A 15,469-nucleotide genomic window follows, 5' to 3' on the forward strand; every position below is an offset into this window, starting at 1 on the left:
GCCGCGCGCCGCGCCCGCCCGGCGGCCGCCATGACGGCCGCGCTGACCGCCGCCACCGCCTGGAGCGTGCTCGGCGGAGCCTCGCTCGCCCGCGAGGCGCGCGCCGTGGGGCGGGCCCTGGAGGCCGGTGACCTGGCCGCCGCCCGGGCCCGGCTGCCGCATCTGTGCGGCCGGGACCCGCAGGCGCTCGACGCGGCCGGGATCGCCCGCGCCGTCGTCGAGTCGGTGGCCGAGAACACCTCCGACGCCGTGGTCGGCGCCCTGGTCTGGGGAGCGGCCGCGGGCGTACCCGGCCTGGCCGCGTTCCGCGCGGTCAACACGCTGGACGCGATGACGGGTCACCGGTCCCCGCGCTACCGGCGGTTCGGCTGGGCCGCGGCCCGGCTGGACGACCTGGCCGGCGCTCCCGGCTCGCGGCTGACCGCGCTGCTCGCGGTGTTCGCCGGCCCCGACCCGCGCGCGGCGCTGCACGCCTGGCGCACCGACGCGCCGCACCACCCCAGCCCCAACGCCGGCCCCGTGGAGGCGGCCTTCGCGGGCGCGCTCGGCGTCCGGCTGGGCGGCACTCTCTCCTACGGCGGACGCGTCGAGCACCGCCCGGTGCTCCACCCCGCCGGGCGGGACCCCGTCCCGGCCGACATCGCACGGGCCGTCCGGCTCTCCCGCCGGGTGTGCGTGCTGGCGCTGGCCGTGACGCTCACCGCCCGCGCCGCCGGCGCGTACGGGGCCCGCCGGACCACGGGGGAGGGACGATGAGCACGGCATCCGCGGGAGCGCGCGGCGGCGGGCTGCTGGTCGCCGGCACCACCTCGGACGCCGGGAAGAGCGTGGTCACCGCGGGCATCTGCCGCTGGCTGGCCCGCAAGGGCCTGCGGGTGGCGCCCTTCAAGGCGCAGAACATGTCGCTCAACTCCCATGTCACCCGGGACGGCGCCGAGATCGGCCGGGCGCAGGCCATGCAGGCCGCCGCCGCGCGCGCCGAACCGAGCGCCCTGATGAACCCGGTGCTGCTCAAGCCCGGCGGCGACCGCACCAGCCAGGTGGTGCTGCTGGGCCGGCCCGTCGGGGAACTCAGCGCCCGCGGCTACCACGCCGGCCGGCAGCAGGCACTGCTGGAGACGGTCACCGGCTGCCTCGCCGAGCTGCGCGCCGGCCACGACGCGGTGATCTGCGAGGGCGCCGGCAGCCCCGCCGAGATCAACCTGCGGCACAGCGACATCGTCAACATGGGCCTGGCCCGCGCCGCCGGGCTGCCGGTGCTGGTCGTCGGGGACATCGACCGGGGCGGCGTCTTCGCCTCCTTCTTCGGCACCACGGCGCTGCTGGCCGCGGAGGACCAGGCGCTGCTCGCGGGCTATCTGGTCAACAAGTTCCGCGGCGACGTCTCGCTGCTCCGGCCCGGCCTGGAGACGCTGCACACGCTCACCGGCCGGCAGACCTACGGCGTCCTGCCGTACCGGCACGGACTGGGCATCGACGAGGAGGACGGGCTGCGCGTGTCGCTGCGCGGCACCGTACGGGAGGCGAACACCGCGCCGCCGCACGGCGCGGACGTGCTGCGGGTCGCGGTGCTGCCGGTTCCGCTGATGTCCAACTTCACCGACCTGGACGCGCTGGCGGCCGAGCCCGGCGTGGTGGTGCGGTTCACCGACCGGCCGGAGGAGCTCGCCGACGCCGACCTGGTGGTGATCCCCGGCACCCGCGGCACCGTCCGCGCCCTGGCCTGGCTGCGGGAACGCGGCCTGGCCGGCGCGGTGGCCCGGCGCGCCGCCGAGGGGCGCCCGGTGCTGGGGATCTGCGGCGGCTACCAGCTCCTCGGGGAGCGCATCGTGGACGAGGTGGAGTCCCGCGCGGGCACCGTGGACGGGCTGGGGCTGCTGCCCGTACGCGTGCGGTTCGCCCCGGAGAAGACCCTGGCCCGGCCCTCCGGCCACGCCCTGGGCGAACGGGTCACCGGCTACGAGATCCACCACGGCGTCGCCGACGTACGGGGCGGCGAACCGGTGATGACCGGCGACGACGGCGGGGAGCCGGACGGCTGCCGGGTCGGTCCGGTCTGGGGCACCCACTGGCACGGCTCCCTGGAGAGCGACGGCTTCCGGCGCGCCTTCCTGCGCCGCATCGCCGCCGACGCCGGCCGTGCCTTCGTCCCCGCCCCGGACACCTGCTTCGCCGCACTCCGGGAGGAACAGCTCGACCGGCTCGGGGACCTGATAGAGGAGCACGCGGACACCGCCGCGCTGCTCCGGCTGATCGAGGAGGGCCCGCCCGGCGGGCTGCCGTTCCTGCCGCCGGGGGTGCCGTGAGTCCCGCCGCCCGCGTCCCGCACCGCCTGCCCCGCCGGGCACCGCACCGCAGCGGGCGCCCCGGCGCCGCCGGCACCTCCGTGAACCACCACGCCGCCCACCGCCCCGCCGCACCCCGCGACCGCCGACCCCGCTGCCCCCGAGGAGCCGCCGCATGAGCACCGTCCTGCTGCTGTCCACCGCCGACACGGATCTGCTCGCCGCACGCGCCTCCGGCGCCTCGTACACCATCGCCAACCCCACCCGCGTCGACGTGACCGAGGAGCTGCCCGGCCTGCTGGACGGGGCCGACGTGGCCGTCGTACGGCTGCTCGGCGGCAAGCGCGCCTGGGAGGAGGGACTGGCCGCGCTGCGCGCCTCCGGCGTCCCCACGGTGCTGCTCGGCGGCGAGGCGGTGCCGGACGCCGAGCTGATGGGCGAGTCGACCGCGCCCGCCGGCGTGGTCGCCGAGGCCCTGAAGTACCTGGTGGAGGGCGGCCCGCGGAACCTCGCGGAACTCGCCCGGTTCCTCTCCGACACGGTGCTGATGAGCGGCGAGGGCTTCGCGGCACCGGAGCCGATGCCCGCGTACGGGGTCCGCGGCGACCGGCGGTACGACCCGGCGCGCCCCACCGTCGCGGTGCTCTTCTACCGGGCGCACGAGCTCTCCGGGAACACCGCCTTCGTCGACGTGCTCTGCGACGCGGTGGAGGAGCGCGGAGCGAACGCGCTGCCGGTCTTCTGCGGCTCCCTCCGGGGCGCCGACCCCGGGCTGTACGAACTGCTGGGCCGCGCCGACGCGCTGGTGACCACCGTGCTGGCGGCCGGCGGCAGCCGGGCGAGCGACGCCTCGGCCGGCGGTGACGACGAGTCCTGGGACATCGGCGCCCTGGCCGAGCTGGACGTGCCGATCATTCAGGGCCTGTGCCTCACCGGATCCCGGGCGGCCTGGGAGGAGTCCGACGCGGCCCTGTCCCCGATGGACGCCGCCATGCAGGTGGCCATCCCGGAGTTCGACGGGCGGCTGGTCACCGTGCCGTTCTCCTTCAAGGAGGACGGGCCCGACGGCGTGCCGGTCTATGCCGCCGACGCGGAGCGTGCCCGGCGGGTCGCGGGGATCTCGGTGCGCCACGCCCGGCTGCGGTCGGTGCCGAAGAGCGAGCGGCGGCTGGGCCTGGTCTTCACCGCCTACCCCACCAAGCACTCCCGGGTCGGCAACGCCGTGGGGCTCGACACTCCGGCCTCCGCCGTGGCGTTGCTGGACGCGCTGCGCGACGCCGGGTACGGCGTCGAGGGCCACCCGGCCGAGGGCGACGAGCTGATCCACCGGCTGATCGCGGCCGGCGGGCACGACGTGGAGTGGCTGACCGAGGAGCAGCTCGCCGCCGCGCCGGCCCGGGTGCCGCTCAAGGACTACCAGGAGTGGTTCGCCACCCTGGACCCCGCGCTGCGGGAGGCGATGACCGAGCACTGGGGCGAGCCGCCCGGCTCGCTCTACGTCGACGGCGACGACATCGTGCTGGCGTCCCTGCAGTTCGGCAACGTCGTGGTGATGATCCAGCCGCCGCGCGGCTTCGGCGAGAACCCCATCGCCATCTACCACGACCCCGACATGCCGCCCTCGCACCACTACCTGGCGGCCTACCGCTGGCTGGAGCACACCTTCGGCGCGGACGCCGTGGTGCACATGGGCAAGCACGGCACCCTGGAGTGGCTGCCGGGCAAGGGCCTCGGGCTCTCCGCGGGCTGTGCCCCGGACGCGGTGCTGGGCGATCTGCCGCTGGTCTACCCGTTCATCGTGAACGACCCGGGCGAGGGGACGCAGGCCAAGCGCCGCGGTCACGCCACCGTGGTGGACCACCTGGTGCCGCCGATGGCCCGCGCCGACTCGTACGGCGACCTGGCGAAGCTGGAGCAGCTCCTCGACGAGTACGCGTTGGTCTGCGACCTCGACCCGGCGAAGGCGCCGGCGGTGCGCAGCCAGATCTGGACGCTGGTGCGGGCGGCCGAGCTCCACCACGACCTGCATGTGGAGGAGCAGCCGGACGAGGACGAGTTCGACGACTTCGTCATGCACATCGACGGCTGGCTCTGCGAGATCAAGGACGTGCAGATCCGCGACGGTCTGCACATCCTGGGCGGTACCCCGGTGGGCGAGCCCCGGGTGAACCTCGCCCTGGCGGTGCTGCGGTCCGCCCAGGTGTGGGGCGGCGTCGGAGGCGCCCTGCCCGGCCTGCGGGCGGCGCTGGCCGGGCACTTCGGGCTGGTCGAGTCCGAGCTGCTCGCGGAGCCCGGGGCCCGGGTGACGGTGCCGGAGGAGCTGACGGCGCTGGCGGAGGGGCCGGCCCGCACGGCGTCCGACGCGATCGACCTGCTGGAGCGGCTGGCCCGGGATCTCGCCGGGGCGATGGAGGCGCGCGACTGGGCCCGCGAGGCGGCGGCCCCGGTGGTCCGCGGCGTGCTCGGGACGGAACCCCCGGACGCGGTACGGGTGCTGGAGTTCGCCGCCGCGGAGGTGGTGCCCCGGCTGGACCGCACCACGGACGAGATCGGGAACGTGCTGCACGCGCTGGACGGCGGGTATGTGCCCGCCGGCCCGTCCGGGTCGCCCACCCGCGGGCTGGTGAACGTGCTGCCGACCGGCCGCAACTTCTACTCCGTCGACCCGAAGGCCATCCCCTCGCGGCTCTCCTGGGACGTCGGCAGCGCGCTGGCGGACTCGCTGCTGCGCCGGCACCGGGAGGACACCGGGGAGTACCCGCGCTCGGTCGGCCTCACCGTGTGGGGCACCTCCTGCATGCGCACCCAGGGCGACGACATCGCCGAGATCCTGGCGCTGCTCGGCACCCGCCCGGTGTGGGACGACGCGTCGCGCCGGGTCACCGGCTTCGAGGTGGTGTCGCTGGAGGAGCTGGAGCGGCCGCGGATCGACGTCACGGTGCGCATCTCCGGCTTCTTCCGGGACGCCTTCCCGCACGTGGTGGGGCTCGTGGACGACGCCGTACGGGCGGTCGCGGAACTGGACGAGCCGCCGGAGCGGAACTTCGTACGGGCGCACGCGGACGAGGACACCGCGGCGCACGGCGACCGCCGCCGGGCCACCTCCCGCATCTTCGGCTCCAAGCCGGGCGCGTACGGGGCCGGGCTGCTGCCGCTGATCGACGCACGCAACTGGCGCTCGGACGCCGACCTGGCCGAGGTGTACGCGGTGTGGGGCGGCTACGCCTACGGGCGCGGTCTGGACGGGCGGCCGGCGCGCGGCGACATGGAGACGGCGTTCCGGCGCATCCAGGTGGCGGCGAAGAACGTCGACACCCGGGAGCACGACATCGCGGACGCAGACGACTACTTCCAGTACCACGGCGGCATGGTCGCCATGGTGCGGCACCTCACCGGGGACTCCCCCGAGGCGTACGTCGGGGACAGCGCCGTCCCGGACCAGGTGAAGACGCGGACGCTCGGCGAGGAGACCCACCGGGTCTTCCGGGCGCGGGTGGTCAACCCGCGCTGGATGGCGGCGATGCGGCGGCACGGCTACAAGGGCGCCTTCGAGATGGCCGCCACCGTGGACTACCTCTTCGGCTACGACGCGACGGCCGGGGTCGTGGACGACTGGATGTACGAGAAGCTGGCGGCGGAGTACGTCGCCGCTCCGGAGAACCAGGAGTTCATGCGGCGGTCCAATCCGTGGGCGCTGCGGGGCATCACCGAGCGGCTGCTGGAAGCCGCGGAGCGGGGTCTGTGGGCCGCTCCCGACCCGGCCACGCTGGAGCACCTGCGGGCGACCTATCTGGAGCTCGAGGGCGATCTGGAGGGCGACGAGTGAGCGCCGCCCCCGTCCCCGCAGGTACAGCGGCCGCAGAAGCAGCTCGGCGAGGTGCTCGTGGAGCGGCGGACCACTCCCGCGTGCGCGAGGCGGACGGCACCCTGCCCCCCGGGCCGCCGGGACTCGCCACGACAACCAGCACTCATTCACTCCAAGGAGGGATCTCCGGGTGACCACCCCCTTCCCCTTCACCGCTCTTGTCGGCATGCGGGATCTTCAGCTCGGTCTCCTTCTCAACGCCGTGAACCCCCGTATCGGTGGTGTACTCGTACGAGGCGAGAAGGGAACGGCGAAGAGCACGGCGGTCCGCTCCGTCGCGTCCCTCCTTCCCGAGCTGGCCGTCGTTCCCGGGTGCCGGTTCTGCTGCGATCCAGCCGCTCCGGACCCGGACTGCCCCGACGGCCGGCATGACGACAGCCGCGGCGTCCGGCGCGGTGCCCGGCTGGTGGAACTGCCCGTCGGGGCGTCCGAGGACCGTCTGGTGGGCTCGCTGGACATCGAGCGGGCGCTCTCCGAGGGCGTGAAGGCCTACGAGCCCGGACTCCTCGCCCAGGCCCACCGCGGCATCCTGTACGTCGACGAGGTGAACCTGCTTCAGGACTTCCTCATCGACTCCCTCCTCGACGCCGCCGCCATGGGCGTCGTGCACGTCGAGCGCGAGGGCGTGTCCGTGCGGCACGCGGCGCGCTTCCTGCTGGTGGGCACGATGAACCCGGAGGAGGGCGAGCTGCGGCCGCAGCTCCTGGACCGGTTCGGGCTCACGGTCGAGGTGGCCGCCTCGCGGGAGACCGACGAGCGGGTGGAGGTCGTGCGGCGGCGGCTCGCCTACGAGGAGGACCCGGAGGGCTTCGCCGCCCGCTGGGCCGCCGAGGAAGCGGAGCTGCGGGAGCGGATCACGGCCGCCCGCGCCCTGCTCCCCCGGGTCCGGCTCGGGGACGCGGCGCTCCGTCAGATCGCTGCCACCTGCGCCGCCTTCGAGGTGGACGGCATGCGGGCCGACATCGTGATGGCCCGCACCGCGGCCGCGCTGGCGGCCTGGGCGGGCCGTACGGACGTCCTGGCCGAGGACGTGCGGCAGGCCGCGCTGCTGGCGCTGCCGCACCGGCGGCGCCGGGCGCCGTTCGACGCGCCCGGCCTGGACGAGGAGAAGCTGGACGACACGCTGCGGGAGAACGCCGGGCCGGACGACGATCCGGACCCCGGCGGTCCCGACGGCCCGGACGGGGGCGGCGGCGCCCCGCCGCAGGACGACGGCGGTGACGGCCCCGGTTCCGGCGACGGCGCGGACTCCGGCGACGCCGGCGGGCCCGGACTGCCCGGTCAGCGCGCCGAGCAGGAGCCGGAGCAGCAGCGGCCGGAGGAGTCCGCGGGGCCGGCCCCGGGCGAGGGCGGCTCCGGCGAGAAGGCCCCGGCCGCCGCCGGCGAGCCCTTCCGGGCCCGGGCGCTGACGGTGCCGGGGGTCGGGGAGGGCACCGCCGGACGCCGCTCCCGGGCCCGTACGGCCCAGGGGCGCACCACCGGGGCGCGGCGTCCGCGAGGTGCGCTGAGCCGGCTGCATCTGGCCGCGACGGTGCAGGCGGCGGCGCCGCACCAGCGGGCGCGGGGCCGCCACGGCCCGGGGCTGCTGGTGCGCCGGGACGATCTGCGGGAGGCGGTGCGCGAGGGGCGGGAGTCGAATCTGGTGCTGTTCCTCGTCGACGCCTCCGGCTCGATGGCGGCGCGGCAGCGGATGAGCGCCGTGAAGGGCGCCGTGCTCTCCCTGCTGCTGGACGCCTACCAGCGCCGGGACAAGGTCGGCCTGGTCACCTTCCGCCGGGACGGCGCGGAGGTGGCGCTGCCGCCGACCTCCTCGGTGGACGCCGCCGCGGCCCGGCTGGAGTCGCTGCCCACCGGCGGCCGGACGCCGCTGGCGGAGGGGCTGCTCCGGGCGCGGGAGGTGCTGCGGGTGGAGCGGCTGCGGGACCCGGGGCGCCGGCCGCTGCTGGTGGCGGTGACCGACGGGCGCGCGACGGGCGCGGGCCCTGCGGCGCACGGTGGGTCCCCCGGTGGTGCCTCCCGGCGGGGCGCCGGGACGGAGGGGCCGGTGGCCCGGGCGCGGCAGGCGGCACGGCTGCTGGCCGGCGACGGTGTGGCCTCGGTGGTGGTGGACTGCGAGTCGGGGCCGGTACGGCTGGGTCTGGCCGGTGAGCTGGCCGCCGCCCTGGACGGCACGGCCGTCACGCTGGACGGGCTGCGCGCGGACGCGGTGACCGGGCTCGTGCGTTCCCTGCAGGGTGTTCAGGATCCGAGGACGGCGAGGAGGGCCGCGTAATGCCGAAGGGACAGCCGAGTGTGGTGCCGGACGACGGGCTCACCACCCGGCAGCGCCGCAACCGGCCGCTGCTGGCGGTGCACACCGGGACCGGCAAGGGCAAGTCCACGGCGGCGTTCGGGCTGGCGCTGCGCGCCTGGAACCAGGGGTGGCCCGTCGGGGTGTTCCAGTTCGTGAAGTCGGCCAAGTGGAAGGTCGGCGAGGAGCGGGCGCTGCGCGTGCTGGGCGACTCCGGCGAGGGCGGGACGGTGGCCTGGCACAAGATGGGCGAGGGCTGGTCCTGGATCCGCCGGGACGCGGAGCTGAGCAACGAGGACGCCGCCCGGGAGGGCTGGGAGCAGGTCAAGCGGGACCTGGCCGCGGAGACCTACCGGCTGTACGTGCTGGACGAGTTCGCCTACCCGCTGCACTGGGGCTGGGTGGACACCGCCGAGGTGGTCTCGGCGCTGCGGGACCGTCCGGGCACCCAGCACGTGGTGATCACCGGCAGGTACGCGCCGCAGGAACTGATCGACGCGGCGGACCTGGTGACGGAGATGACCAAGGTGAAGCACCCGATGGACGCGGGCCAGAAGGGTCAGCGGGGCATCGAATGGTGAGCCGCGCGCGGATACCGCTGCCGGGCCGGACGCCGGGCCGGGGGCGGGAATGACGGAGGCGACACGGGTGCCGCGGCTGGTCGTCGCCGCACCCGCCTCGGGGAGCGGCAAGACCACCGTGGCCACCGGGCTGATGGCCGCGCTGGCAGGCCGTGGACTGGCGGTGTCCCCGCACAAGGCCGGCCCGGACTACATCGATCCGGGCTACCACGCGCTGGCGACGGGCCGTCCGGGACGGAACCTCGACGCGCACCTGTGCGGTACGGAGCTGCTCGCCCCGCTCTTCGCACACGGCGCGGCGGGGGCCGAGGTGGCCGTGGTGGAGGGCGTGATGGGCCTGTTCGACGGCGTGTCCGGACCGGGCGGGCCGGGCGAGCACGCCTCCACGGCGCAGGTGGCGAAGGCGCTGCGGGCACCGGTGGTGCTGGTCGTGGACGCGTCCTCGCAGTCGTACTCGGTCGCGGCGCTGGTGCACGGCTTCGCCTCCTGGGACCCGGAGGTGCGGATCGGCGGGGTGGTGCTGAACAAGGTGGGCTCCGGACGGCACGAGGAGCTGCTGCGGGAGGCGCTGGACGGCGCGGGCGTGCCGGTGCTGGGCGTGCTGCGCCGTACGGACGCGGTGGGCACCCCGAGCCGGCACCTGGGCCTGGTGCCGGTGGCGGAGCGGCGCGCGGAAGCGGTGGCCTCGGTGGAGGCCATGGCGGAGCGGGTGCGCACGGGGTGCGATCTGGACGCGCTGCTGGCGCTGGCGCGCAGCGCTCCCCCGCTGCCCGGCGGGCGGTGGACGCCGGAGGCGGCGGTCGGCACGGCCGCCACCGCCCGGGAGGCGCCCGCCGCCGGCGAGGCCGGGCCGCTGGTCGCGGTGGCCGGCGGTCCCGCGTTCACCTTCTCCTACGCCGAGCACGCCGAACTGCTGCGCGCCGCGGGGGCGGAGGTGACGGTCTTTGACCCGCTGCGCGACGAGGCGCTGCCGGAGGACACCGCCGGGGTGGTGCTCGGCGGGGGCTTCCCGGAGGTGCACGCCACGGCGCTGGCGGCGAACGAACCGCTGCGCAGGGAGATCGCCGCGTTCCGTGGCCCGGTGGCGGCGGAGTGCGCGGGGCTGCTGTATCTCGCCCGGGAGCTGGACGGGGTGCCGATGTGCGGTGTGCTGGACGCCACGGCGCGGATGACGGACCGGCTCACGCTGGGCTACCGGGAGGCGGTGGCGGTGAGCGACAGCGTGCTCGCCGCGGCCGGGACCCGGGCGCGGGGGCACGAGTTCCACCGCACCGTGCTGGAGCCGGGGGCGGGCGCGGAGCCCGCCTGGGGTCTGGTGCCGGTCTCCTCGCCGGGGGGCGGCGGGCGTACCGAGGGATTCGTACGGGGGCGGGTGCACGCCTCCTATCTGCATGTGCACTGGGCCGGGGCTCCGGAGCTGGCCCGCCGGTTCGCGGAGAGGTGTGGAGCATGGACGGCTGGAGCGGGAAGGGCGGCGAGAGCGTGACCGGCGTGAGCGGTACGGACTTCCGGCTGGTCGGCGTCGGGGTGGGCCCCGGCGACCCGGAGCTGGTGACCGTCAAGGGCGTCCGCGCGCTGCGGGAGTCCGCGGCGGTGGTGGTGCCCGTGATGGAGGACGGCGGCACGGGCCGGGCGGAGGCCACCGTGCTGCATCATGTGGACGCCGCGAAGGTGGTGCGGGTCGTGTTCGCGCTGAACGAGCGCAGCGACCGGGCGCGCCGGGAGGCGGCCTGGGACGCGGCGGGCGAGCGGGTCGCCGGGCTGCTGCGGGAGCACGGCACGGTGGCCTTCGCCACCATCGGCGACCCGAACGTCTACTCCACGTTCGGCTATCTCGCGCAGACCGCCCGCGACCTGGTCCCGGGACTGGCGGTTGAGACGGTGCCCGGGATCACCGCGATGCAGGATCTGGCCGCACGCAGCGGCGCGGTGCTGACGGAGGGCACGGAGCCGCTGACGCTGGTGCCGGTGACCGCCGGTACGGGCGTGCTGCGGGAGGCGCTGGACGGCCCGGGCACGGTGGTGGCCTACAAGTTCGGGCGGCTGGCCGCCGAGGTGGCCGGGGCGCTGGAGGAGACCGGCCGTACGCAGGGCTCGGTGTGGGGCTCCGCGCTGGGGCTGCCCGGCGAGTCGATCCGCCCTGCCGCGTCGCTGGCCGACGGCCCGCTGCCGTATCTCTCCACTCTTCTCTCACCCGCCCGACGCGACGCCCGGGGAGGCAAACTGTGACCGGGGACCGGACGACGACGGAGCCCGTGGCCGCCGAGGCGGCGGCGCGGGGCAGGGTGACGGTCGTGGGCGCCGGGCCCGGTGCCGCGGACCTGCTGACGTTCCGTGCCGCGCGAGCGATCGCCGAGGCCGACGTGGTGATCTGGGCGGCCAGCCTGGTGCAGGAGGCGGTCCTGGAGCACGCGCGCCCGGACGCGGAGGTCCTGGACTCCGCGGCGATGTCCCTGGAGGACGTGGTCGCGGTGTACGCGCGGGCCGCGCGGGAGGGGCTGCATGTGGCACGGATCCACTCCGGCGACCCCTCCCTGTGGGGCGGCACCCAGGAGCAGGTGGACCGCTGCGCCGAGCTGGGCCTGGAGGTGGAGATCGTGCCGGGCGTGCCGGCGTTCTCCGCCGTGGCGGCGCTGGCGGGGCGGGAGCTGACGATCCCGGAGGTCGCGCAGTCGGTGGTCCTCACCCGGCTCGGTGGCGGCAAGACGCCGATGCCGCCCGGGGAGGAGGTGCGCGAGTTCGCCCGGCACGGCACCACGATGGCGCTGTTCCTCTCGGCGGCGCGCTCCGGCCAGCTCGCCGCGGAGCTGCGCGAGGGCGGCTACCCGGAGGACACGCCGGTCGTGGTGGCGTACCAGGCGACCTGGCCGGAGGAGCTGCTGCTGCGCTGCACCGTGGGCACGCTGGAGGAGACGGTCAAGGAGCACCGGCTGTGGAAGCACACGCTCTTCCTGGTCGGCCCGGCGCTGTCCGCCTCGGGGACCCGTTCGCACCTCTACCACCCGGGGCACTTCCACGGCTACCGGCGTGCCGAGCCGGCGGCGCGGCGCGCCCTGCGGGCGCGGCGGGCGGGCCGTGACTGACCGTCCGGGCCGCGACGGCGGCTCCGGCACACCCCGTGCGCCGGGCGCCTCCGGGGCGTCCGGCGCGGCCGGGCCGCCCGGCTCCCGGCCGGACGGGGACTCCGTGGGACGGGCCGCGGGCACGGTGCTCACCGTCCTCGGCACGGGGACCGGCGACACGGCGCCGCCCGCCGCGGAGGCGCTGGCCACGGCGACCCTGGTGGCCGGGGCACGGCGGCACCTCGACGCCGCCGCCGGCCGGGTGCCGGCCGGTGCCGTACGGCTGGAACTGGGCCCGCTCTCCCCCGCCCTGGAGACCATCGCGGCGCATCTGGCGGAGGCCGGGGCCGCGCCGCACGCCGCCCGGCGGGTGGTGGTGCTGGCCTCCGGCGATCCCGGGTTCTTCGGGATCGTACGGGCGCTCGCGGACCGGTTCGGACCGGAGGCGCTGACCGTGGCGCCGTCGGCGCCGTCCGTGGCGGTGGCCTTCTCCCGGGCGGGACTGCCGTGGGACGACGCCGCGGTGGTGAGCGCGCACGGCCGGGACCGGCGGACGGCGGTCAACGTGTGCCGGGCGCACCCGAAGACCGCGGTGCTGACCGGGCCGGGCGCCGGGCCCGCCGAGCTGGGCGCCGACCTGGTCCGGGCGGGGACGGCCCGCACGCTGGTGGTGGCCGCCGCGCTGGGCACCCCGGCGGAGCGGCTGGAGCGGCTGACGCCCGCTCAGGCGGCGCAACGCGACTGGCCGGAGCCGGTGAGCGTGGTGCTCTGCCTGGACGAGGCGCGGGCGCTGGCCGCCGGGCGCCGCGCGATCGCCGGTCCGGCGCGGCCGGCCGGGGGCTGGGCGCTGCCGGAGGAGGAGTTCGGCCACCGCGACTCGATGATCACGAAGGCGGAGGTGCGGGCGCTGGCACTGGCCCGGCTGGGGCCCGGCCTGGGAGACCTGGTCTGGGACGTGGGCTCCGGTTGCGGCTCGGTCGCCGTGGAGTGCGCGCGGCTGGGCGCGGCGGCGGTCGCGGTGGAGCAGGCCGCGGACGCGGTGGCCCGCATCCGTGCCAACGCCGCCGCGCACGGGACGGACGTGCAGGTGGAGCACGGCACCGCGCCCGCCGCCCTGGAGGGGCTGCCGGAGCCCGACGCGGTCTTCGTGGGCGGCGGCGGCCGGTCGCTGCCCGCCGTGGTGGCCGCCTGCGCCCGCCGGGCACGGCGCGCCGTGGTGGTGACGCTGGCCGCTCTGGACCGGGTGCCGGACGTGCGGGCGGCGCTGGCCGCCGAGGGCTTCGCGACGGACGGCGTGCTGCTGCAGTCCTCCCGGCTGGCCCCGCTGCCGGGGGACGTGGTGCGGCTGGCCGCGACCAACCCGGTCTTCGTGCTCTGGGGCACCCGCCCCTCGCCCCCGCCCGGCCCCGGCCCCGGGGAGGACGCCCGCGGGTCCCCGGGCGTCCCGCCGGGCCCCGTCCCGGCGCCGTCCGGCCCCGATCCCGTACCGACTAGCCCGAAGGAGCCTCTCCCGTGATCGGCCTCATCTCCGCCACCGCCGCGGGCGCCACCGCCCGCGACCGCCTCGCCGCGGCCTGGCCGGACGAGACCCGGGTGTACGACGGCCCGAGTGTGCGGGACGCCGTCACCGCCGCCTTCCGGGAGTGCGAGCAGCTCGTCTGCTTCCTCGCCACCGGGGCCACCGTGCGGCTGCTGGCGCCGCTGCTGGCGGGCAAGGACACCGACCCGGGGGTGGTCTGCGTCGACGAGGGGCGGCAGCACGCGGTGGCGCTGCTCGGCGGGCACGCGGGCGGCGCCAACGCGCTGGCGCAGGCCGTCGCGGACGTCCTGCCGGGCTGCGCCCCGGTCGTCACCACGGCGACCGACGCCGCCGGGCTGCCCGGCCTGGACACCCTCGGGCTGCCCGTGGAGGGCGCCGTCGCGGCCGTGTCCCGGGCCCTGCTCGACGGCAGCCCGGTGACCCTGCACGCGGACGCACGGTGGCCGTTGCCCGCGCTGCCGCCGAACGTGACCGCCCCGCCGGAGGACGGCGCGGCCGGTGCCGGCGGCCCGGTGCTGCGGATCACCGACCGGGTGGTGCCGCCGGGTCCGGAGGAGGCGGTGCTGCGGCCGCCGTCCCTGACGGTCGGGGTGGGCGCCAGCCGGGACGTTCCCGCCGCGGAGGTGCGGGAGCTGCTGACCCGTACGCTGGCCGGGGCCGGTCTCTCCCTCCGGTCGGTGACGGAGCTGGCGACCGTGGACGCCAAGGCGGGCGAGCCGGGTCTGCTGGCCGCCGCGGAGGAACTCGGGCTGCCGCTGCGCACCCACCCCGCCGGGGAGCTGGCGGAGGTGGCCGTGCCGAACCCGTCGGACGCGCCGCGGGACGCCGTCGGCACGCCCTCGGTGGCCGAGGCCGCGGCGTTGCGCTCCGCGGGCGAGGGCGCCGAACTCGTCGTCCCCAAGCAGAAGTCGGCGCCGGAGGGCCGCCCGGCCATGGCGACGGCGGCAGTGGCGCGCCGCCGGCCGCGGGGACGGCTGGCCGTCGTGGGGCTGGGTCCGGGCGCCCGCGACCTGCTCACCCCGCGGGCCCGTGCGGAGCTGCGCCGGGCGGCGGTGCTGGTGGGCCTGGACCAGTACGTGGAGCAGATCCGCGACCTGCTGCGTCCCGGCACCCGCGTGCTGGAGTCCGGGCTGGGCGCCGAGGAGGAGCGGGCCCGCACGGCCGTGGCGGAGGCCCGGGCGGGGCACGCCGTCGCGCTCATCGGCAGCGGCGACGCGGGCGTCTACGCGATGGCCTCGCCGGCGCTCGCCGAGGCGGGCCCGGAGATCGACATCGTGGGAGTGCCGGGGGTGACGGCGGCGCTGGCGGCGGCCGCGCTGCTCGGTGCGCCCCTGGGGCACGACCACGTCTCCCTCAGCCTCTCCGACCTGCACACGCCCTGGGAGGTCATCGAGCGCAGGGTGCGGGCGGCGGCCGAGTCGGACCTGGTGGTGACGTTCTACAACCCCCGTTCCCGCGGCCGCGACTGGCAGCTTCCCCGGGCGCTCGGCCTCCTCGGCGAGCACCGCGCGCCGGACACCCCGGTGGGCGTGGTGCGCAACGCCAGCCGGCCGGGCGAGCAGGTCGCGCTGGGCACCCTGGCCGGACTCGACCCCGCGACGGTCGACATGATGACGGTGGTCACCGTCGGCAACTCGGCGACCCGCACGGTCGCCGGGCGCATGGTGACCCCGCGCGGCTACCGGTGGCAGGCGTGACGCCCCGGCACCGCGGTCCCACGGGCGGGCCCGGCGCGACGGTTGACGGACCGGTGGACGCTCCGGTACGTGTCACCTCGCCCCGCACCGGCTGCGGCGGGTGCGCCGCGGTCCGCCCGGCCGGCGCCGCCGGGACGGCCGGCCCGCTG

Annotated in this window: 10 protein-coding genes; all 10 read left to right on the forward strand. The window is 76.9% G+C overall.

Annotated features, from left to right (window positions below):
- On the forward strand, positions 1 to 756 hold a 756-nt coding region (locus tag HOY81_RS09580; protein WP_237319833.1), incomplete at its 5' end, for a CobD/CbiB family cobalamin biosynthesis protein.
- On the forward strand, positions 753 to 2,306 hold the full coding sequence (locus HOY81_RS09585; protein WP_237319834.1) for a cobyric acid synthase: 1,554 nt from the start codon (positions 753 to 755) through the stop codon (positions 2,304 to 2,306). The genes HOY81_RS09580 and HOY81_RS09585, both read left to right, overlap by 4 nt.
- Before the next feature lie 154 nt (positions 2,307 to 2,460).
- Positions 2,461 to 6,111 (forward strand): cobaltochelatase subunit CobN, encoded by a 3,651-nt coding sequence (gene cobN / locus HOY81_RS09590; protein WP_237319835.1) that lies wholly within the window; start codon positions 2,461 to 2,463, stop codon positions 6,109 to 6,111.
- A gap of 169 nt (positions 6,112 to 6,280) precedes the next feature.
- Positions 6,281 to 8,422: a putative cobaltochelatase gene (locus tag HOY81_RS09595; RefSeq protein WP_237319836.1), complete on the forward strand. Its 2,142-nt coding sequence runs from the start codon at positions 6,281 to 6,283 to the stop codon at positions 8,420 to 8,422.
- The gene (gene cobO / locus HOY81_RS09600) at positions 8,422 to 9,021 is read left to right on the forward strand and encodes a cob(I)yrinic acid a,c-diamide adenosyltransferase (RefSeq protein WP_237319837.1); all 600 of its coding nucleotides are present in this window, start codon (positions 8,422 to 8,424) and stop codon (positions 9,019 to 9,021) included. Before HOY81_RS09595 ends, cobO begins: the two co-directional genes overlap by 1 nt.
- Before the next feature lie 49 nt (positions 9,022 to 9,070).
- The gene (locus HOY81_RS09605) at positions 9,071 to 10,507 is read left to right on the forward strand and encodes a cobyrinate a,c-diamide synthase (protein ID WP_237319838.1); all 1,437 of its coding nucleotides are present in this window, start codon (positions 9,071 to 9,073) and stop codon (positions 10,505 to 10,507) included.
- On the forward strand, positions 10,471 to 11,250 hold the full coding sequence (gene cobI / locus HOY81_RS09610; RefSeq protein ID WP_237319839.1) for a precorrin-2 C(20)-methyltransferase: 780 nt from the start codon (positions 10,471 to 10,473) through the stop codon (positions 11,248 to 11,250). The genes HOY81_RS09605 and cobI overlap by 37 nt, the downstream gene beginning before the upstream one ends.
- Entirely contained in the window at positions 11,247 to 12,104 is an 858-nt protein-coding gene (gene cobM / locus HOY81_RS09615) for a precorrin-4 C(11)-methyltransferase (RefSeq protein ID WP_237319840.1), read from the forward strand. The genes cobI and cobM overlap by 4 nt, the downstream gene beginning before the upstream one ends.
- Before the next feature lie 124 nt (positions 12,105 to 12,228).
- Positions 12,229 to 13,599, forward strand: a complete 1,371-nt coding sequence (gene cbiE, locus HOY81_RS09620) for a precorrin-6y C5,15-methyltransferase (decarboxylating) subunit CbiE (protein WP_237319908.1) — start codon at positions 12,229 to 12,231, stop codon at positions 13,597 to 13,599.
- Positions 13,596 to 15,320 (forward strand): precorrin-3B C(17)-methyltransferase, encoded by a 1,725-nt coding sequence (gene cobJ / locus HOY81_RS09625; RefSeq protein WP_237319841.1) that lies wholly within the window; start codon positions 13,596 to 13,598, stop codon positions 15,318 to 15,320. The genes cbiE and cobJ overlap by 4 nt, the downstream gene beginning before the upstream one ends.
- The last annotated feature ends 149 nt before the right edge of the window (positions 15,321 to 15,469 follow it).

This window comes from Streptomyces sp. JJ36, from assembly GCF_021696945.1.
In the GTDB taxonomy this organism is placed as follows: Bacteria; Actinomycetota; Actinomycetes; order Streptomycetales; family Streptomycetaceae; genus Streptomyces.